Here is a 19,120-nt window from a genome sequence, read left to right as displayed (position 1 = left end):
CCCATTTTTAATTTTCAAAATCAAAGATATCATTAGGAGTTACTTCTAATACATTGCATATTCTTTCTAAAAGCATAAATTTAACAGAAGATGTTTTATTATTCACTAAGTTGAACATACTTTTATATGTAACATTACATTGGATTGCCAGCCAGTAAATTGATCTACCTTTTTCTTCTAGAATCTTTTTAATTCTAACTTTCACCTTATACCTCCTCAGATTTAAATTTTGTTAGACCCTTCCTAAAAATAGTATATATACTTTTAAAAAAAATGTCAAACTTTACCAATTTGATAAGAAAATCCCCAGTCCGTTTCTATCCTTTATTTTATGGTGTTTTTAGACTTTTGACCATTTAATAACATATGTTTTTTTATTATGACATTAATCTCTTTAAAAGGATAATTTCATTCATTACAGTTTAATAAAATTGTTTATAATAAAAAAATATATAATATTCAACCTTTTTTAAACATTTAGTCATTTTACATTAAAAAAAATTTATATTTTTTTTAATGTATTCTTGACTAAATTAGTTAAGAATGTGGTATAATTAATTTATAAATATTTAATTGGAGGAATCAGCCATGACAGATCATAATAAATTAGAGGAATATATGAATTCAATAACGCACTATCTCGGTGCTCTTACAGCAGTATACGGTCTTGTACTTCTCATATTCAGGGCATTGAATTTTGGAACTATAGCACATCTTATAAGTTTTAGTATATTTGGAGCAGCACTTGTACTGCTATATTCTATGTCAGGTACCTATCATATTCTACAGCCTGGAAAAGCAAAAAAACTTTTTAAAATATTTGATCATTCTGCAATATACATACTTATTTCTAGCTCGTATACTCCATATCTACTCACAGTAGTCAAAGGTCAAGTTGCTATTGTACTATTAGTTATACAGTGGATGCTCACCCTGATGGGAATAATTTTCAAAATAAAATTTACAGGCAGGTTTACCTTTGTTTCCACACTTATTTATCTTTTCATGGGATGGATGATAATATTTGTCTTTAAAAATCTCAAGGCAAATCTAAACTCTGAAGCTCTGAACTTTCTTTTAGCAAGTGGTATAACATACTCCGTAGGAGCGATATTTTATCTCCTTAAAAAGATAAAGTTTACTCATGTAATATGGCATCTGTTCGTCATTGGAGGAAGTGTATTGAACTACCTATCTATATACTATTCTATATAAAGAGCCTAATGGCTCTTTTTTTTATAAAATAATTATTAAAAAGAATTTTTAAATAGTTAAATTGTTGACTCACCATCCAAACTATGCTAGAGTTTTATTTACATAACTTAGTTGGTGTCACAACTAATAATTTAGATAAAATTTCCAGATTAAAATATCATTTTCTAAACTTTCCCTGATTATGTTTAAAATCACATTTGACTTTTTTTTGTCATATTTTTGACATAGTTTTTTGTTATAATTTATGTAAAATATAATCTAAAGGAGGTAATACTTTGAAAAAAATTTATATAATTTTTTTATCCCTTTCTCTCACACTGCAAATTCATGCTATGACTTTAGATGATATGCTAAAAGTTATTCAGACTAAAGGCTATTCCAATGACTTCAAGAAATTTGAAACAAATCGTTTAAATATCGAGGAAACAAAAGTAAACCTCACTGACCGAGACGGAGTGGATATAGAGGCCGATTCCGATTACTACAATGAAAGTGAAGAATTTGACAGTACTTTTTCTGCCCAATATGACATTTTCAAATATTCTGCTGAATATGACCATACTACAGGAAGTACAGATGAGGAACTTATCGGAATAGAAAAAGAACTCAAAGATATATTCTTTAGTGACAGAAAATATGAGACAAATATTTTCTCATATGATAAAGAATACAGGCTAAACCTTGAAAATGAAACAGTTGAAGAAGAGATATTAGCTGTCATTTCTCTTTATCAGACTTATATGGATACAAAGCTTGAGCTAGACTTAAAGGAGAAACTCCATCCCGGACTTATAAGTGACATGGAAAAATTAAAAAAAGAGTTTGAACTTGGTGCTGGAACCGAATTTGATTATATGTATTCTCAGATGCTGGTAGAAAATTCCACAAGTGATATCATACAACTAAAAGAAGATATTAAAAAATTAAAAACTGATTTTTATGACCTTTATAAAATTGATTTATCTGGAGAAGAAATAGAATATTTTTCTCCTGCTGAAAAATTGGAAAAAGAAATTTTTGAAAACATTGGAAAAAGAGATTTGGAAAATTCTGATTTACTTTTGGAAAAATCCAAAGAAAATTATAAATATTCAAAATTTGACAATAAGTGGCCGGATATTACCGCAGGTGCTTTTTATGATACTGTAGATGGTCAAGTAGTAGTTTCCCTTGAATTAGAAAAAACACTTTTTGAATATGATGACTCTAGTCAACTTTACGAAGTTGAAATTAATGAGTTGGAATTAGAAAAGGAAAAAACATTATATAAAGTCAATAATCTCAGAAAAGATTTTGAAAATAAATACTCCTCACTTTTAAAAGAGGTATCAAATTTAAAAAGGGAAAATATTATATTAGAAAAAAAATATGAAATTTACAAACTAAAATATGAGCAGGGTAGTGAATCCTACACTGACTATATTGAAAAGTATGATGAATTTGTAGAAAACTCTATAACCTTAGAGCGAAAAAACAATGAACTCAATGCTCTCATCTATGAGATAAAATACAGGAGGTAACAATGAAGTCGAAAAAAATGATATTAATAATTGTTATAATATTTCTCGCAGTTTTAGCTTTTTTTCTCTACAAAAAAAACCTTCACTCAGAAGACATAAACAGAAGCTATTCTGCATACAAGGTTGAAAAGTCAGACTTTGAAAAGATAGTAGAGGCTGATGGCGTAATGGAAGCAAGAGATACTAAACTTGTATACGCCGACGAAAGTTTGAAAGTAGACAAACTTTACTATGATGAAGGAGATTATGTGGAAAAAGGCGATGTCATCATGACTTTTGATCCTGAAGATAAAAATACCGTAAAGAGAGAACTAAAAAAAGAGGAAATAAATCTAAAAAAATTAAAAAGGGACCTTAAAAATGCAAAGGAACTCCTTGATATAGGAGGATCTTCCAAAACAGAGGTAGAGGATTTAGAATTTGACATAGAAACCTCACTCTTAGAAATAGAAGAGTATAAAGAGGAACTTTCTAAAATGCTTGATGAGATAAAAAGTCCCTTTAACGGGACAATTATATCTATGGTTGCAGAAGAAAATTACAGGGTAAATACAGAAGTAGAACTTTTTGAAATAGCAGATTTATCTGACATTATAGTAGTGGCAGATGTTCCTGAGTACAGCATAAACGGAGTAGAGCTTGGACAAAAGGTCAGAATATCTCCTGAGTCATACAAAAAGACTTTTCAAGGTACCGTAAGCAAAATATCCACACTTTCTACAGCCACAAGCTCTGATAACTCATCTTCTGCTGAAACTGAAGCTTATGTAGAAGTAGAAATAACAATGGAAAATGTACCAGAACAATTAAGACCAGGCTTCAATGTGGATGTGGAAATTATCACCTCTGTAAACAAAGACAGCATAGCAGTTCCAAGAACTTCAATACTTCAGGATGGCGAAAAATACTATGTCTTCCAACTAAACCCTGATTCTACAATAACAAAAAAATATATAGAAATTCAGATGAACAACAGTAGTGTACTATTGGTAGAAGGGCTAGAGAACAATATGAAGATTTTAAAAGATCCAGATCAGATACTAACCGAAGGTACAGCGGTAAAAATAGAAACCGCTGAAAATAGACCTACTAGAAAGAAAAAGGACTAGGTGGATAATATGAATTATTCTTCTAAAAAAAATGTTATTGAAATAAATAATCTGAATAAAACATATGTTACTGGTGATATATCACTAAAGGCCTTAGATAATGTCTCCTTTGTAGTGAAAGAAGGGGAATTTGTGGCCATAATGGGACCTAGCGGAAGCGGTAAATCTACTATGATGAATATACTAGGATGTCTTGATCACACAACAGAAGGAGAATATAAACTCTCAGGGGTAAGTATAGAGGATCTAGATGAAAATCAGCTTGCTGGAATAAGAAATAATAAAATTGGTTTTGTATTTCAGTCCTTTAATCTGCTGCCAAAATTAAAAGCTTGGGAAAATGTGGCTCTGCCCCTTGTCTATTCTGGAGTTCACGCCCATGAAAGAAAAAAAAGGGCAGTTAAAGCCCTGGAAGGTGTCGGTCTGGGCGACAGGGTTGACCACAAACCAAATGAACTTTCCGGAGGGCAGAGGCAAAGAGCTGCTCTGGCAAGAGCCCTTGTAACCAATCCCAGCATAATTTTAGCTGATGAACCTACAGGTAACCTTGATTCTAAATCTGAAGAGGAGGTTCTGGAGATTTTTAAAGGCTTAAATAATAAAGGTGTTACAATTGTCATGGTCACCCATGAAGACAATGTAGCAACTCACTGTAAGAGAATTATCCGTTTCCGAGACGGAAAAATAATAAAAGACGAGGTAACTGACTATGAATTTTATAGAGATTTTTAAAAGCGCAATTCAATGTCTAAGTGGCAACAAGCTGCGATCTCTACTGACTATGCTTGGTATTATAATAGGTATATCCTCAGTCATAGCAATGTCTGCCATCGGACAGGGAGGTCAGAAAAAAATAACCGGTTCCCTTGCCAAAAGTGGATTTGGGGTATACGAAATATCTGTGGATACAGACCACGAAAATTACAGAAGCTCCTATGCTCTGAACAGCGGTGACGTAGCATTGCTAAAAGACAACGACAACTTAGAGGCAATCTCACCTAGGATGTTCCAACGAGTCGATTATAAAAATACTAACAATAAAAATTTAAGAGGTGGCTTATTCGGGACAAGTCCTGGATTCGAGGTTATAGATGAACTCACCTATATAATGGGAAGACCTATTCTGGAAAATGAATTTTTAGAAAAAACCCACGTTATAGTTATAGACCATATCACTGCAAATAAAATCTTCCCGGATAAAAATCCTTTGGGAGAAAAAATTTCCATAGATTTTAGAGGACTTAATAAAATAGAAAACTTTACAATAGTAGGTGTTTTCCAGCATCCAGATGCTGCTATGAATGAACTGGGAATAAGCAGATTTATACCTGCACTTGGAAGAATTTCTCTTCCTCTGATGGAAAGAATCACCGAAACAGATGAATATTCCTCTATACTTGTAAAAGCTTCTGATACATCCATGTCCCAGGTAATGCTCACAGATATAATGACTGAGCTAGAGAATAAAAATGTGACAGATATTTATGAGTATGAGGAACAGGTTTCCCGTGGAAGTTCCTTTAATGAAATCTTATCTACATTGAATGTCTTTGTTACATTTGTGGCCTCTATATCCCTCTTAGTAGGTGGTATAGGCGTTATGAATATTATGCTGGTCAGTGTCACCGAAAGGATAAAGGAGATCGGTATAAGGAAGGCTATAGGGGCAAAAAACAGAGATATTCTCTTTCAGTTTTTAACCGAAGCCATTGTATTATCCATATCAGGAGGGGCCATCGGTATTTTTATGGGCTTTCTGGCTGCCGAGATCTTTGGAATTGTTTCAGGAATTACCCCTATATTCTCAGTTAATGTTATGACAATATCTGTAGTGATTTCTACACTTATAGGACTTATATTTGGAGTTTATCCTGCCAATCAGGCAGCTCGTATGAACCCCATTGATGCCCTTAGAAATGAATAATCTAATTATAAAAAAACCTTTCTATTTTTTTTAGACAGGTTTTTTATTTTTTTAAAGGAAAATTAATCTTCATGAAGAAAAAATATATAAGAGGAGGTGTTCAATATGGCTTTAATAGATGAGTTGATTAATCAGCTTGAAAGATTTGGATATGAGTTATTAGATCCAGAATCCAAAAGGTGTATGGTGAACAATAAAGAGATTATCATACGGTTCAAAAGTGATGATAAAGTTGAATTAGAGCCCCATATCTTCGAAGCTGAAGATATAAAAGAACATCTTCTTAAATTTAAAGTTACAGAACATGAACCTGAGATACTAGACATAGCAACAGGTGAGACTAAAAAATCTTATTACTCAATTATTGTTGAACGATATTAGTCTTTCCTACTTCCACACTAAATAAATGTTTGTTGTCTTATTCACGCTGATGATTTGGCATCTTATGTTTGTTTAAGTATCTTATTTTCCAAAGAGATTTTTAACTGTCCTTGGGTCGATATTCTCAAAAAAAAAGTTGTCAAAAATGAAGGAAAGTTCAGTTTATGGAGTAAATATCTTTAGGTTATATGATTAAGGAGGGACAAATGGTTTTAAGCATCAATTTTCCACGAGATTTTGATCGGGAAGCAAAAATTGTATATTTTATTGAAAAAAATAATCTTCTTTTAGAAGGATACGGATGTTATGATCCTGCACTGGAAAAGTGTAGGAATTGTAAGTTAAGAAGTTTTGAAAAGGGTGATATTCTAGATATGGATATAGAGGATATCAAACAAGCAAGTGAAAGAGGATGTTCCGATAAATCTCAAATTTTCTTCTCATTAAAATTTGACTTAGACGATATCAAGGGAGTTAAAATATCTTAAAAATATTAAAGGGGTGCCTAGGCACCCCTTTAATATGTATTTTTAAAATATTCGTCTATCTTAGTTTGAATTTTTTCGTCATAATTTACTATTTGCTGTTTTACCAAGGTTTCAATATAGTTAATTTTATTTGGATCATCTGGGTAATAAATAGGTGTTTCTTTTAATGGAGTAGAATATAATTCAAGATTATATCCTTTTACTTTGCCGTTATATCTAAACCAACTATAAAAAGAACTTGAATTAAGATAGCCTAAAATATATAAAAGATTTATCTTTTTAGATTTTTTAGTTAGATAATAGATGTCTGCACTTCCGTGAAATTCTTTTTCCGTATATGCAAATTTATTATATCTGCTTCTTTGACGTCCGACTATTTTTGGTTGTCCAAAAATTTTATTATCCCGTGCCCACTGAAGTTCCCACCAGTTGATTTTTTTATTTTTAGCCTCTCTTCTAGACTCCAATTTTTCTCTGTGTTTTTCCAAATGATCTAAAACTCTCTCATTAACTTTAGTATCTCTATCAATATAAAGTATCCAAAATTTGCTATATTCTTCAACCACATATTTATGAATATCTTTGTTTTTATAAAAGGGTTTTAAATACTCAGAAAAATTTTCCTGATACTCTTTAAATACGAATGCTTTATCACACCCGCTAACGATACCTTGATTTATATTTAGTAATTCACCTAGTGTGTGAGTTCGGTTATTATATATTTTTTTTAGATTTTTCAATTCCTCTTGTGAAGCCAATATTATTTTCCCAATGCCATTATAAATAAGTGAATTTCTTGAAATATATTTTTTGTTTTCATCTATAACTTCAAATTCATCATTTCCTTTTGACTTTTGGAGAGAAAAAACAAAATTATGTTGTCCAGGTGCATTTTTAAAAACTGAAATATTATAATTATTTACATATTTGAAGTCTGTCTCAGTTTTAATTTTCTCCCGCAGTTTGGTGGCATGGTCTGCTTTAAGCCAGTAATTTGTTGTTATATAGGATAATATACCTTTATTTTCTAAAAGGTCAATTCCTTTCTCAATAAAGTAATAAAAATAATCCATCTTACCCTCGTAATATCGACTTCCGAAATCATTTTTTTTTAATTCCTGAAATATCTCTTTATTATTTTTTTCTCCGAAATAAGGTGGATTTCCCAATATAATTTTATACTTTTTTTCATTGGAATATATTATAGAATTTTTACAAAATGTCGATATCTCTCCTGTCACACCATATTTTTTTAATAATATTTGGCTTCGAATTCTGAGTTTTTCTAGAGCCTCTATATCAATATCGTAGCCCTCTATCCATTTGGGATTGTATTTATACTCTCCGTATACTTCTTTTGAAATCTCCATCATCTTTTCAAGAACAGCTAAGAGTAAGTTTCCCGTACCACAGGATATATCTGCAATTCGAAGTTTATCTATTTTTTCTTTTGAATACTCTCCTTCAAAATAAAATTCCAAGGATTTATCTACCATTTCATCAGCTATCTTTTTCGGGGTATAAACTTTATAATTAGTTGATGTAGAGAGTTCATTAGAATACATCTATTCCCCTCCTTTTAAGAGGTATTGCCCAAGGAACAAGATAAACAATTGAAAAAACCAAAAGTTTGATAAAAATTATATCTATAAAATAACTTGAAAATATAGCTATTATTGTTGAAGCCAAAATTTTCAATAAAAATCCGCCCATCTTTTTTAGATCTACCCCTATATATTTCTTTCTAAAATAATATATTAGGAGAAAAAAGTTGACTCCTGAAGCAATAGAAGTAGCAAGAGCCAGTCCTCTGTGCTGAAGTTTTTGTATAAGAAGTGCATTAAAAATTATATTGATTATTATAGAAAAAATAGAAAATTTTACCGGGTCTTTTGTATTTTTCATGCCGTAGAAAGCTCTGCTGAGAAGATGGATAGCAGTATAAAAATAAAGACCTACAGAATAATAAAATAATGACTGAGAAGTTATCATCACTGCATTTTCGCTGTATTTCCCGTATGAAAACACAAGAGATATAACATCTTTAGAGTATATGGTAAGTACTGCCATAGAGGGAATTATAAGAAATAAAAGGACATTTAAACCCTTGCCAAGACTCTTTTTCACATCATCAAAATCTTTTCTCTCTATTGATTTAGACATACTGGGGTAGATAACTGTAGCAATCGATATTCCAAAGACCCCTAAGGGTAAATTGTAGAGTCTCGTTGCATTTTCTAAAGCTGTTACTCCCCCGGATTTTAAATAAGAAGCAAAAAATTGATCCACTACACTATTGATCTGCTTTGCAAATATTCCTAAAAGCATTGGCAAAATAAGATAAAAAACTCTTTTCAGTGACGGATCTTTCAGATCTATAGAAAATTTATATTTCTTTATAATTTTAAAAAAACTAGGCAATACTATAAAAAGCTGGAGCAAACCACCTACAACAACACCAATTGCCAATGCGTCAATTCCAACTGATTTACCCCAAAATACAGCAGATATAATTATCGCAATATTAAAAAGAAGGGAAGTCGAAGCAGGTACTGCAAATTGTTTAAAATTATTTAAGACGGCACATATCATTCCGGACATTCCTATAAATACGAGATAAACCGACATAATTTTTAGAAGTCTAGATGCTATAATTTTAGTTTCTAGAGGATACCCCATTACTATCATGTCTATAATCTGATTAGAAAAAACAATCATACATAAAGTGATAATAGATGTTCCTATAAAGAGAAGATTTAGTATTGAAAAAATAAGCTGTTTCCCTGAGTTTTCACCGTGTTTGACAACTCTTTCGTTATAGATAGGGATAAAAACAGTCCCTAAGGCCCCCTCTCCTAGAAGCTGTCTGAATAAGTTACTTATTTTAAATGCACTAAAATAAGCATCTGTAAATTTAGTAGCTCCAAAATAATAGGCTATCAATGCCGTTCTGACCAGACCTAAAATTCTACTTGCCATTGTTATTAACATTACCAATATTCCACTTCTAAACATTTCATCACCATCATCTTTTATAGTAATCATATAAAAAGTGACAAGAACCTTGTCACTTATTTTAAAACTTTCAGGGTTTCCCCTTCTATTTCTATTAAATTTACTTTGTATAATTCTAAAATGGCAAGAAGAATATATACAAGATGTATCTTGTTTTCTGCATTTTCAAAGATTTTATTTAAATTAATTTTTTCTTCAGAAGAAAATTCTTTTATTTTTTCCATCTCTTCCTGGAGATAATACTTTTGATCTGTATTTATTTCCAGAGTTTCTCTCACATTTTCTTCAATGTAATTGCTATAGGCCTTAAATATATCAATTATTGAAAGTTTACTAAGATCAAACTCCTGGGAAGGAATTTTTTTTATTCTTTTACCTTCCTCTCTGGTATAGGGGATATTAAATTCATTTTCCAATTCCCTTATTTTAACTGTTATATCTTTATAAAATTTATATTCCTGTAGTCTTTTTCCTAGTTCTTCTTCCCGTTTTTCTCTCTCTCTCATATTCAGTATAGAAAGAGCTTTTATTTCAAGGAGTTCACTAGCTATTATGAGAAACTCAACTTTAATACTTAAATTTTCTCTTTTTAGATTTGATAAAAAACTAAGATACTCATCTATAAGCTGAGATATCTTTATTTTAGCAATCTCTAACTCTTTTTTATCAATTAGATGAAGTAAAAGGTCCAACGGTCCCTCAAAATTGTCAATTTTAAGAGTTACATTATTCATAAGGTCCCTCTTCTAAATAATTTTTCCATGTCATGACATCATTTCTTATTACTTTTTTTAGCTCATCCATAGACGAAAATCTTTTTTCCTCTCTTAAAAACTTTACAAGTTTTACATAAAGCTTTTTCCCATAGATGTATTCATCAAAATCAAGGATATGAACCTCTATACTCTGCTCTCCAGGCTTTAAAGTGGGATTTCTTCCTATATTTACCACTGCATCATGTTCTTTTTCGTCTCCCTCTATTTTCACAGAGGCTCCGTATATACCAAAAGGCGGATACACCTTATTCAATATACTCAGATTTGCTGTGGGAAAGCCCATTTTCCTTCCGTATTTTTTACCGTGAATTACTTCTCCTATTATAAAAACCGGGTATCCCAGATATTCTTTAACTCTATCTAAATCACCCTTAGTAATAAGTTTTCTTATAAGGGTAGAACTTATTACACGGTCATCTATTTTTACAGGAGGTATCTTATTTACTTTTATATTCACTGCCTTACCCAATTCTATGAGATCATCAGTCTTAGCAACTCCACCTTCACCAAAGGAAAAGTTAAAACCGACAAAAATCTCCTTAGCACTTAATTTTTCTTTAAGTACCTCTTCTACAAAATCGAAAGGAGCCATTGTAGAAAACTCATTGTCAAAGGGTTGGAAAATTATATAGTCAACTCCCATGTCCTCTAGAATATGGATCTTCTCCTCTTTTGAATTTATAAGTTTTGGAGCTCTGTTTTTGTCCACAACCTCCATGGGATGATTGGCAAAGGTAAATACAACCGACTTGCCGTTTTTTTCCTTTGCTCTTTTGACTGCAGAACATATAACCTCTTTATGTCCCGAATGTATTCCGTCAAAAGAACCAATAGCTACATATGTATTTGGGAACTTTTCCTCTGTTGTAAATATATTTTCTATTATTTTCATAGCCCCTCACTCTTGTTTGTCTCCTGTTTTTTCTTTTTCTATCAACTCATTGTAAACCTGTTCTATTCTACGAAATCTATTTCTTATTCCAGATTTGGATATTCCCACCATCTCTGCAAGTTCTGTAAGAGAACTTTCAGGATTATGAAGTCTTAAAAAAGCTACTTCTTCAAGAACACCAGTCAGATTATTTAATCCAATTTTCTTGCCAATGTATTTTATCATTTTTATCTGTTTTTTTCCAGTGTCTAGAGTCTTAGTTTCATTGGCCACTTCCCAATTGATCTCTCTAATGGTTTTATTTTTCAAATCTCTCATCATAGTTACTTCTTCATATTTGAAAAACTCTGTGATAGCTCCCACGTTGACCATTATATCCATAATATCTTCAGAATTTCTGAGATAAATAAGAGCTTTATTTCTTTTTTTAGTTTTAAATACTCTTTTGTTCTTCTTTTTCAAAGTCTTATAAAGTTTTTCTCCGATTTCTTCACTATCGATAAAAAAATCCATTGCATACTCTTTATCAGGTGATTTTATGTATCCACAGCTAAGAAAAAGCCCCCTTAAAAAACCCTTGAATTTTTCATCATAAGCAGCAAGTTCGATATTATCATATCTGTTAAGCTTGCGTATAAAATCAGTGTAGCCTTTTTGTTTAGGAAGGCTTATGGTATAAACATTATGCTCCCCTAACCTTCTGCTCACAGAATACTTTATAAAAATCTTCATCTGAGTAATCTCTTTTAAAAATTCATATACTCTCTCTGCTATCTCTCTATTCTCAAGTTTTATCTCTATCCTGTCTTCTAAAATTGAATTTTTACCCTTTAAAAAAGAATATATCTCTAAAAATTTTTCCAAAGGAGAACTAATCTCTTTTTTTAAGACCTCCTCTTTTACCATGTGAGTATATGACATCTCCCCACCCCTTTATTTGGCTTCTGCCCAGTTTTTTCCTTGGGCAACATTTGCCTCTAGTTTAACATTTTTGAATTTTATGCTGTTTTCCATTATATTTTTTATTAGATCTGCATATTTTTCTACGCTCTCATCTTTAACTTCAAAAATTAGTTCATCATGAACTTGAAGATTCATTTTAATATCGTTTTTATCTTTGATCTTTTTATCTATCTCTATCATCACTTTTTTTAGAATATCAGCTGCTGTTCCCTGAATAACAGTATTTACAGCCATTCTGTCAGCCTGTTTTTTTATATTCCCGTTCTTTGAACTGATCCCGTCTACTGATCTTTTTCTTCCAAAATAAGTTTTTACATATCCAGTTTCTTCTGCATTTTTTATAATTTTCTCTTCAAGTTCTTTGACTCTCGGATATTGTTCAAAATATCTTTTTATATACTCTTTAGCGTCTTTTTGACTTATTCCCAACTCTTTAGAAAGTCCAAAAGGGGTTTTACCGTAAATAATACTAAAATTAACTATTTTTGCCATGGTTCTTTGACTTCTTGTTACATCTGTGTCTATATCAAATATTTTTTTTGCCGTAAGATCATGAAGGTCTAGTCCGTCTGAGTAAGCTTTTATGAGAGTCTCATCTTTTGAAAGTTCTGCTAGTACTCGGAGTTCTATCTGAGAATAATCAATTGCCAAAAGGGTATTCCCTTTATCAGATATAAAACCACGTCTTATTTTTATTCCCTCGTCACTTTTTACAGGTATATTCTGAAGATTTGGGTTTGAAGATGACAGCCTTCCTGTGGCCGCACCTGTCTGATTAAAAGTTGTATGAAGCCTGTTTCTTTCATCTGCCAGTTTGGGAAGGGCGTCTACATATGTGCTCTGAAGTTTTGTAAGTTTCCTGTAGTCTAATATATATTCAGCTATTTTCTCTCCTCTGTCTCTAAGTGTCTCTAACACATCTACATTTGTAGAAAAACCGGTCTTAGTCTTACTAACTGGCTCAATATTGAGCTTCATAAAAAGTATTTCTGCAAGTTGTTTTGGTGAATTCAGGTTAAATTCCTCTTCAGATATCTTGAATATATTTTTTTTCAACTCTTGAAGTTTATCGGAAAGTTCTAAACTAAATTCTCGAAAATATTCAGGGTCTATGGCTATCCCCTCTTGTTCCATCTTAGAAAGAATTAAAATTAGTTTCATCTCTACATTATAAAAAAGATCATGCATATCCTCTAGTTCGATTCTATTTTTCAGATCTTTATATATATCATATAGAGATTCACTTCTTTTCATCATAAATTCTCCGTATTCTTCTACTGGAAGTTTTGATGGGTCTTCTTTCCCGAAAATATCTTTATACAGAGGAAAATCATCCCCAGTTTCATTATGAAGAACAACCTCTATACTCTCTTTAGTCTGGGCAGTTAGAAGAAAATACGCTATCATGACATCAAAATGAATGTTTTTTATCTCATATCCTTCATTTAAAATATCCTTAAACTTATATGAGATAAATTCTATATCAGCAGATAAGAATTTTTTCAAAAGTTCTATGCTGTTATTCTCAGACCCTATATAGTCATGACTAAGAGGCATATAATAATTCCCACTTTTTAAGGTTACAGATATTCCACAATCTCCATATAAAATAGCTGCAATTTTTTCAGACTTTGCTTTTTTAAGCATATCTTCAAACATATCTTCAGTTGTAATTATTTTATTTTCTCTTTCAACAACGATCTCTTCTGAAACTTTCCCTCCGAAAAGACTCATTTGTTTATTTTCCTTTGAAGAATTCTTTTTATGCTCTTCTAAAGCTTCTTTTTCCGGCTCTTGTTCTTTCAGGTTTAACTTTTTTATAAGAGCCTTGAACTCTAGATTTTTAAAGAGGTTATAAAGCCTATTCTTTTCTATACCGTGCTGAAGTTTATGAGGATCATAATCTACAGGTATCTCTAAATCTATTGTTGCCAAATCTCTGCTCAGAAATGCAAGGTCTTTATCTTCCTCTATATTCTTTACGAGGCCCTTTCCTATTCCCGGAAGATCAGATAGTTCATCAATGTGATTATAGACTCCTTCTAGATTCTTATACTTTTGTAGCATTACCAAAGCTTTTTTAGACCCTATCTTACGAACTCCTGGAATACCGTCACTGGCATCCCCTATAAGTCCAAATAAATCAGGTATATCATTAGGTTTTACTCCTAACTGTTCTACCACATCTTCTTCGGTTCTGAGTATTTTGAACCTTTCTTTTCCCTCACCTTTTCCCAAAAGAGCTATGTTTATGTTGTCATCAACAAGCTGAGAAAGGTCTTTATCTCCTGTTATTATATAGACTTCAATATTGTCTGCAGAGAGTTTCTTGGCCAAGGCCCCTATAACATCATCTGCCTCGTGACCGTCTATTTTAAATTTTTCTATACCAAAACAATCCAAAAGGTCCTCTATCCTTGGAATTTGAGTTACTAGGTCTTCAGGTATTGGTTTTCTGGCAGATTTATAATCTTTATACTTTTCACTTCTTTTCAGAGTTGATCTTTTGACGTCAAAGGCAGCCCCTATATAATCAGGGGAAAACTCATCAATAATTGACAACAGCGTATTTGTAAAACCAAATACTGCTCCTGTAGGTTCATTTTTTGTCTTAAAATTCATATGAGCAAAAAATGCTCTATACATAATTGCACTTACATCCAAAAGCACAGCTCTTTTCATATTTCAGATCTCCCTTTTTTTCGGATTTTTCGCCTTATTATAACACAGCTAAACTTCCTCTGCAAAACAAAAGAGGAAAAGCTATTCAGCTTTTCCCCCTATAAATCTAACTTCTGCATTTCTGCCTCTTACATCTCCCACATATACCTTAGAGTCGAATTTATATTTTTTACCAGAATCAAAGTCATAAATAGTAAAAGTATATACTTCTGACATTGATTCCTCTGTCTTTCCCAACAAAATTGAAAAGGTAACTGACTCATAATTCTCAGATCCAACATTCTTTATATCTATGTTTATCCTTCTATAATCTTTTTTTTCAGTAAAAACTTTTATATCGTCTACTTTGAAATCCTTGCTCCGATCTTTTTTTATACCTGTTTTTTCCAGTAATGATTGCACTATCCCCTTCTCAGCTGTGTAGCTACTAGAGCTATAAGAAAAAGAGAAGCTCAACAACATTATTGCTAATAATAAAAATCGCTTCATTAACATCCCCCCCTAATGTGATATTTACATATTCCAAGAATATTTCCTTTAATTCTTTTAAATTTTCTACATTTTTTATCTGTTTAAGGTTATAATGATAGTATAAAAGATAAAAAAAGGATTTTATCTATATGCCGAATACATATTTTTGAGGTGATTTTTTATGTATGATTTTAATTTTTATAAAATTTTTGAATCCATCAAAAGAAAAATTTCTTATCTTTTCTGCACCCAGGAGTGCCCTTACTGTAATAAACAAATAAGCTGTGAGCCTATAGAGTTTATAAGGGAAGGAAACAAGGTCAAATGTTCCCACTGTCAGAGATATTTAGAAACTGTAAATGAATCTAGGTGATTATTTATTCTAAAGTCAAAAGCCCGGCTAAAAGTCGGGCTTAATCTATATTTAACTCGGGGAGAGTTAAATAAAAATCAGATTACATAGCTACCTTAAATCCTACTACCGATTCCCACTCATTGTTATCATCTACTGTTCCGTCGCCGTTGGCTGTTTCTCCTAACACCTTGTAGCCTGTCCAACCGTGAAGGGCTACAGATTCTGTCACACCATATTTGAACCCGAGCCCAGGCTGTATGTAATATTCAGAGTAATCTTCTTCTGCGTCCTTATAGTCATCTCCTTGAGCATAGAATTCCATGGCAAACTCTGTTGAAAAGAATAATTTGAAATTATCTGTCTTATATAAATCTTGAGCATAGTCTAAGTATGCAAAGACCTCATAGTTGAATGAATCAATTCCGTCACCTGCAAATGTGTTAGCGCTGTCACTGTATCCTCCCCAGAAACCGTCAACTTCCACTTCAGCCGACCAGTTTCTGTTGAAATCCATTCCCATTGAAGTTTCTATTCCATATAACACCTCATCCTCATCAGTTGTTCCTTTTTCATAATCAATATTTCTAGCCCATAACTTAGTTGACCAAGTTGTAGTATCGTTTAGTTTGGTCTTAGTTTTAAGAGCAAGCCCTAATTCTGTTTCTTCTTTTTCTGTTTGATCAGACCCGTTTTTATCATAAGAATCCTCTTGGTCATAGTACATCTCTGCACCTATTTCGTTTTTAAATGTAAGGCCACCCAATTCAACAGATGCAAGTGGGTAGTATGCTGCAAAATATGTATCCCAGCCTTCATGATCCTCATAACCAGATGCGTCGTAATTAATATCATCTCTATCAACATCAAATTTTAATTTTAAGCCATTGTCAGCCTTGTATTCACCTTTAGCTATAGTCCATTCTGTCTTGGTTCTTTCATCTGATCTGTAGTTTGTTTCGTCATTGATCTTAATCTCATCTGTTAATTTAAAAGATGCTCCTAAAGCTGTACCTGATACAATTGATAGTCCCGCCAGTAACAATGCAATTTTTTTTTTCATTTTCTCAATCCTCTCCTTTTGTAAAATTTCATAAACTCTATTCCCCTTGTTCCGAAGCAAGTCTAACATTCTAGTGTTAAATAAGTATTTACTAAAAGTAGTTTGTCTGTAAATCTTTTAATATTTAATATTTAAATCATTATTAAAAAAAAAGAGGCCCTAGAGCCCCTATAGAAATCTGTACGTCACAACCAAACCTGTATAAACAGAATAGTCCTTTCTAACTATGGGAGAATTGTTTATATTCCCACCGTATAGTTTCACACCGTTTATCCATTGAAAAGAAAGATCTCTGCTATAGATAAAACTAAAGGTTCCTTTTAATCCATATATCAAATCTCCGGCACCTCTATACTCTGATCCGCCGTTTATTCCTCCAGAGACTGCTTCGCTTCCCTTTACTCCGTAGAAATAATCTACATAATTTCCATCAACATAGGTAATTCCTGCTGCAGGTATAAAATAAAGTCTCCTGTTAATCAGCATATATCTTGAACTCCCTTCAAACCCAAGGGTTTTACCGTCACTTTTTCCGCTTATGTCACCAGTTGCAAAGGTAACAAATTTAAAATTTTCATAATTATACGTAGTTTTCAGTCCAAGGTGAAAATCAAAATCTCTGTCCTCCATAGCCTCATATTCATCTTTCAGATCATCAGAATCGTAACCTAAGTGGATTTTCCCAATAAGACCTAATTTCATACCGTCTTGGTTATATAGGTCATATCCGATTTCATCGTAATTGATATAAAAATTATCATATCTCAAATTTACAGCTGGCACTGAAAAAGTCTCATACTTATCCTCTGACTGGTAGATACTATTTTGTGTAATAGCACCTGCTCCGACAGAAAGTGTAATTTTATTTTCATTTTCTCCCTTGGCAGTTGCAGAAAAAAGCAAACAAACTAAAAAAATTAAAGCAAACTTATTTTTCATTTTTAATCTCCTAATTATAGATGTGACTTAATTATTGGAACACTCTAAATCAGTATAGTATTTAAAATACTCCAAGGTGTGATCCTAAAATATAAGTAATAAGCAGAACAACAATTATTCTGTAAAAAGTTAATGTTCTTTTCAATTCTCCTTTTGTTTTATGTGTACGTTTTTTTAAAATCAACAACCTTCCCCCCTTTTTTTATTTTTCATTCTCTATTATAGCATAACTTTCTCATCATTCTAAACTCTATGACTATTTTTTTTTAACCTTTTTATTTTTATTTTTCATAATCTAGTTGTATTTTATTCTTGTCATCAAATAAAAAAATCTAGTCCTTATTTACATGTAATACTAATTTATAAAGGATCAAAAATGAACATTATTTTACTAAATGATGATTTCCAAGAGAAAAAAAATTTTTATGAGTAATTGTATTTTTATACTATTTTATTTTGGGTAAAATGGGGATATAATTAAATTGCCTGCATATTAATCCTCGTTATGTTTTTGTTAGATTCCTTAAATCAATTGCTGATATTGATTCCTAAAAAATCAGTTTTTCATCTACTTTAAATTATTGGCGAGTAATATTTTAACAATTCAAAATAATTAATATGCAGGCTCTTATATTTTAAAATTTACTCTATGACTACCTTTTTTCAGACTCTGCCAATAGTTAAATTTAAAATTTTGTTTTCAGATTTTTTATGATATAATTCTTTTGTCTATATATTTTGGGTATCCCATACCCTACAGAAAATAGATACTTAATGATTTGAAATGTTGATTTTCTACAATATTTTATATCGACTTTAAATAATAAACTTATCTAGGACGGTGATTATATTGAATTTAGTAGTATTAACGGGAAGGCTCACAAGAGATCCTGAATTAAAGTATGGACAAAGCGGAAAAGCATACTGTAGATTTTCACTAGCTGTGGACAGACCATTCCAAAAAGGTGAAGCTGATTTCATCAATTGTGTAGCTTTTGGAAAAACTGCAGAATTAATAGGAGAATACCTAAGAAAAGGTAGAAAAACTGGTGTACAGGGAAGACTTCAGATGAATAGATATGAAGTGGAAGGTGAAAAAAGAACTACTTATGATGTTATTGTAGATAATATCGAGTTTTTAGAGGGAAGAAACAGCGAATCATCTCATGACAACAGCAATTCTCAAGGTGGATATTCTAATTCTTACTCAAAACCTTCAAAACCAAAGGCTCCTACACCTTCTAAGCCAGAAACAGAATCATTTGAAGATGATGACGAATTTCCTTTCTAATATTTGTATGTGCAGGAATCTAATTACAATAAAAATCAG

The 19,120-nt window shown here is 31.7% G+C and carries 18 protein-coding genes; 8 read left to right on the top strand and 10 right to left on the bottom strand.

Translation table 11 applies throughout. The features are described 5' to 3' along the window. Nucleotides 1-7: 7 nt before the first annotated feature. Nucleotides 8-205: a helix-turn-helix domain-containing protein gene (locus ILYOP_RS04475; RefSeq protein WP_013387332.1), complete on the bottom strand. Its 198-nt coding sequence runs from the start codon at nucleotides 203-205 to the stop codon at nucleotides 8-10. A 383-nt stretch (nucleotides 206-588) separates the two neighbouring features. Between ILYOP_RS04475 and trhA the strand changes: the two genes are divergently transcribed. The 7 genes from trhA (at nucleotide 589) to ILYOP_RS04440 (ending at nucleotide 6,637) form a co-directional block, all read left to right on the top strand. Beyond that, nucleotides 589-1,215, top strand: a complete 627-nt coding sequence (gene trhA, locus ILYOP_RS04470) for a PAQR family membrane homeostasis protein TrhA (RefSeq protein WP_013387331.1) — start codon at nucleotides 589-591, stop codon at nucleotides 1,213-1,215. A 275-nt stretch (nucleotides 1,216-1,490) separates the two neighbouring features. Continuing rightward, complete coding sequence (locus ILYOP_RS04465; protein ID WP_013387330.1) at nucleotides 1,491-2,735, top strand: TolC family protein; 1,245 nt, start codon at nucleotides 1,491-1,493, stop codon at nucleotides 2,733-2,735. Nucleotides 2,736-2,737: 2 nt separating this feature from the next. Further along, complete coding sequence (locus ILYOP_RS04460; RefSeq protein ID WP_013387329.1) at nucleotides 2,738-3,844, top strand: efflux RND transporter periplasmic adaptor subunit; 1,107 nt, start codon at nucleotides 2,738-2,740, stop codon at nucleotides 3,842-3,844. 9 nt (nucleotides 3,845-3,853) lie between these two features. Further along, complete coding sequence (locus ILYOP_RS04455; protein WP_013387328.1) at nucleotides 3,854-4,576, top strand: ABC transporter ATP-binding protein; 723 nt, start codon at nucleotides 3,854-3,856, stop codon at nucleotides 4,574-4,576. A 49-nt stretch (nucleotides 4,577-4,625) separates the two neighbouring features. Continuing rightward, nucleotides 4,626-5,768: an ABC transporter permease gene (locus tag ILYOP_RS04450; RefSeq protein WP_222838868.1), complete on the top strand. Its 1,143-nt coding sequence runs from the start codon at nucleotides 4,626-4,628 to the stop codon at nucleotides 5,766-5,768. Nucleotides 5,769-5,873: 105 nt separating this feature from the next. After that, nucleotides 5,874-6,149, top strand: coding sequence for a hypothetical protein (locus ILYOP_RS04445; RefSeq protein ID WP_013387326.1), 276 nt, complete (start codon nucleotides 5,874-5,876; stop codon nucleotides 6,147-6,149). 206 nt (nucleotides 6,150-6,355) lie between these two features. Then, nucleotides 6,356-6,637, top strand: a complete 282-nt coding sequence (locus ILYOP_RS04440) for a hypothetical protein (RefSeq protein ID WP_013387325.1) — start codon at nucleotides 6,356-6,358, stop codon at nucleotides 6,635-6,637. Nucleotides 6,638-6,666: 29 nt separating this feature from the next. Here ILYOP_RS04440 and ILYOP_RS04435 read toward each other — a convergent pair whose 3' ends face one another. From ILYOP_RS04435 to ILYOP_RS04390, 9 genes are all read right to left on the bottom strand, one after another. Then, complete coding sequence (locus ILYOP_RS04435; protein WP_013387324.1) at nucleotides 6,667-8,202, bottom strand: Eco57I restriction-modification methylase domain-containing protein; 1,536 nt, start codon at nucleotides 8,200-8,202, stop codon at nucleotides 6,667-6,669. Beyond that, on the bottom strand, nucleotides 8,192-9,652 hold the full coding sequence (gene murJ / locus ILYOP_RS04430; RefSeq protein ID WP_041921138.1) for a murein biosynthesis integral membrane protein MurJ: 1,461 nt from the start codon (nucleotides 9,650-9,652) through the stop codon (nucleotides 8,192-8,194). The genes ILYOP_RS04435 and murJ overlap by 11 nt, the downstream gene beginning before the upstream one ends. Nucleotides 9,653-9,708: 56 nt before the next feature. Further along, nucleotides 9,709-10,386 (bottom strand): segregation and condensation protein A, encoded by a 678-nt coding sequence (locus ILYOP_RS04425; RefSeq protein ID WP_013387322.1) that lies wholly within the window; start codon nucleotides 10,384-10,386, stop codon nucleotides 9,709-9,711. Further along, nucleotides 10,379-11,320 carry a bifunctional riboflavin kinase/FAD synthetase gene (locus ILYOP_RS04420; protein ID WP_013387321.1) on the bottom strand — a complete coding sequence of 314 codons (942 nt, stop codon included), beginning with the start codon at nucleotides 11,318-11,320 and terminating at the stop codon, nucleotides 10,379-10,381. Before ILYOP_RS04420 ends, ILYOP_RS04425 begins: the two co-directional genes overlap by 8 nt. Before the next feature lie 6 nt (nucleotides 11,321-11,326). After that, on the bottom strand, nucleotides 11,327-12,241 hold the full coding sequence (gene whiA, locus ILYOP_RS04415; protein WP_013387320.1) for a DNA-binding protein WhiA: 915 nt from the start codon (nucleotides 12,239-12,241) through the stop codon (nucleotides 11,327-11,329). A 12-nt stretch (nucleotides 12,242-12,253) separates the two neighbouring features. Next, nucleotides 12,254-14,965, bottom strand: coding sequence for a DNA polymerase I (gene polA, locus ILYOP_RS04410; protein WP_013387319.1), 2,712 nt, complete (start codon nucleotides 14,963-14,965; stop codon nucleotides 12,254-12,256). An 81-nt stretch (nucleotides 14,966-15,046) separates the two neighbouring features. Continuing rightward, nucleotides 15,047-15,454, bottom strand: a complete 408-nt coding sequence (locus tag ILYOP_RS04405) for a hypothetical protein (RefSeq protein WP_013387318.1) — start codon at nucleotides 15,452-15,454, stop codon at nucleotides 15,047-15,049. Nucleotides 15,455-15,891: 437 nt separating this feature from the next. After that, entirely contained in the window at nucleotides 15,892-16,851 is a 960-nt protein-coding gene (locus ILYOP_RS04395; RefSeq protein ID WP_013387317.1) for a hypothetical protein, read from the bottom strand. Nucleotides 16,852-17,019: 168 nt separating this feature from the next. After that, nucleotides 17,020-17,790 (bottom strand): MipA/OmpV family protein, encoded by a 771-nt coding sequence (locus ILYOP_RS04390; RefSeq protein WP_013387316.1) that lies wholly within the window; start codon nucleotides 17,788-17,790, stop codon nucleotides 17,020-17,022. Nucleotides 17,791-18,640: 850 nt separating this feature from the next. Here ILYOP_RS04390 and ILYOP_RS04385 point away from each other — a divergent pair. Beyond that, nucleotides 18,641-19,081 carry a single-stranded DNA-binding protein gene (locus ILYOP_RS04385; RefSeq protein WP_013387315.1) on the top strand — a complete coding sequence of 147 codons (441 nt, stop codon included), beginning with the start codon at nucleotides 18,641-18,643 and terminating at the stop codon, nucleotides 19,079-19,081. Nucleotides 19,082-19,120: the final 39 nt, after the last annotated feature.

Source organism: Ilyobacter polytropus DSM 2926, from assembly GCF_000165505.1.
Lineage (GTDB): Bacteria > Fusobacteriota > Fusobacteriia > Fusobacteriales > Fusobacteriaceae > Ilyobacter > Ilyobacter polytropus.
Note: the sequence above shows the minus strand (reverse complement) of the source record. Positions and strands in the feature narration are given on the sequence as shown.

What these genes read in the sequence shown, in the direction of transcription:
- trhA (WP_013387331.1), top strand. Translation starts at nt 589, where the DNA reads ATGACAGATCATAATAAATTAGAGGAATATATGAATTCAATAACGCAC.
- ILYOP_RS04460 (WP_013387329.1), top strand. Translation starts at nt 2,738, where the DNA reads ATGAAGTCGAAAAAAATGATATTAATAATTGTTATAATATTTCTCGCA.
- ILYOP_RS04455 (WP_013387328.1), top strand. Translation starts at nt 3,854, where the DNA reads ATGAATTATTCTTCTAAAAAAAATGTTATTGAAATAAATAATCTGAAT.
- ILYOP_RS04450 (WP_222838868.1), top strand. Translation starts at nt 4,626, where the DNA reads ATGCTTGGTATTATAATAGGTATATCCTCAGTCATAGCAATGTCTGCC.
- ILYOP_RS04445 (WP_013387326.1), top strand. Translation starts at nt 5,874, where the DNA reads ATGGCTTTAATAGATGAGTTGATTAATCAGCTTGAAAGATTTGGATAT.
- ILYOP_RS04440 (WP_013387325.1), top strand. Translation starts at nt 6,356, where the DNA reads ATGGTTTTAAGCATCAATTTTCCACGAGATTTTGATCGGGAAGCAAAA.
- ILYOP_RS04435 (WP_013387324.1), bottom strand. Translation starts at nt 8,202, where the DNA reads ATGTATTCTAATGAACTCTCTACATCAACTAATTATAAAGTTTATACC.
- murJ (WP_041921138.1), bottom strand. Translation starts at nt 9,652, where the DNA reads ATGTTTAGAAGTGGAATATTGGTAATGTTAATAACAATGGCAAGTAGA.
- ILYOP_RS04425 (WP_013387322.1), bottom strand. Translation starts at nt 10,386, where the DNA reads ATGAATAATGTAACTCTTAAAATTGACAATTTTGAGGGACCGTTGGAC.
- ILYOP_RS04420 (WP_013387321.1), bottom strand. Translation starts at nt 11,320, where the DNA reads ATGAAAATAATAGAAAATATATTTACAACAGAGGAAAAGTTCCCAAAT.
- whiA (WP_013387320.1), bottom strand. Translation starts at nt 12,241, where the DNA reads ATGTCATATACTCACATGGTAAAAGAGGAGGTCTTAAAAAAAGAGATT.
- polA (WP_013387319.1), bottom strand. Translation starts at nt 14,965, where the DNA reads ATGAAAAGAGCTGTGCTTTTGGATGTAAGTGCAATTATGTATAGAGCA.
- ILYOP_RS04405 (WP_013387318.1), bottom strand. Translation starts at nt 15,454, where the DNA reads ATGAAGCGATTTTTATTATTAGCAATAATGTTGTTGAGCTTCTCTTTT.
- ILYOP_RS04395 (WP_013387317.1), bottom strand. Translation starts at nt 16,851, where the DNA reads ATGAAAAAAAAAATTGCATTGTTACTGGCGGGACTATCAATTGTATCA.
- ILYOP_RS04390 (WP_013387316.1), bottom strand. Translation starts at nt 17,790, where the DNA reads ATGAAAAATAAGTTTGCTTTAATTTTTTTAGTTTGTTTGCTTTTTTCT.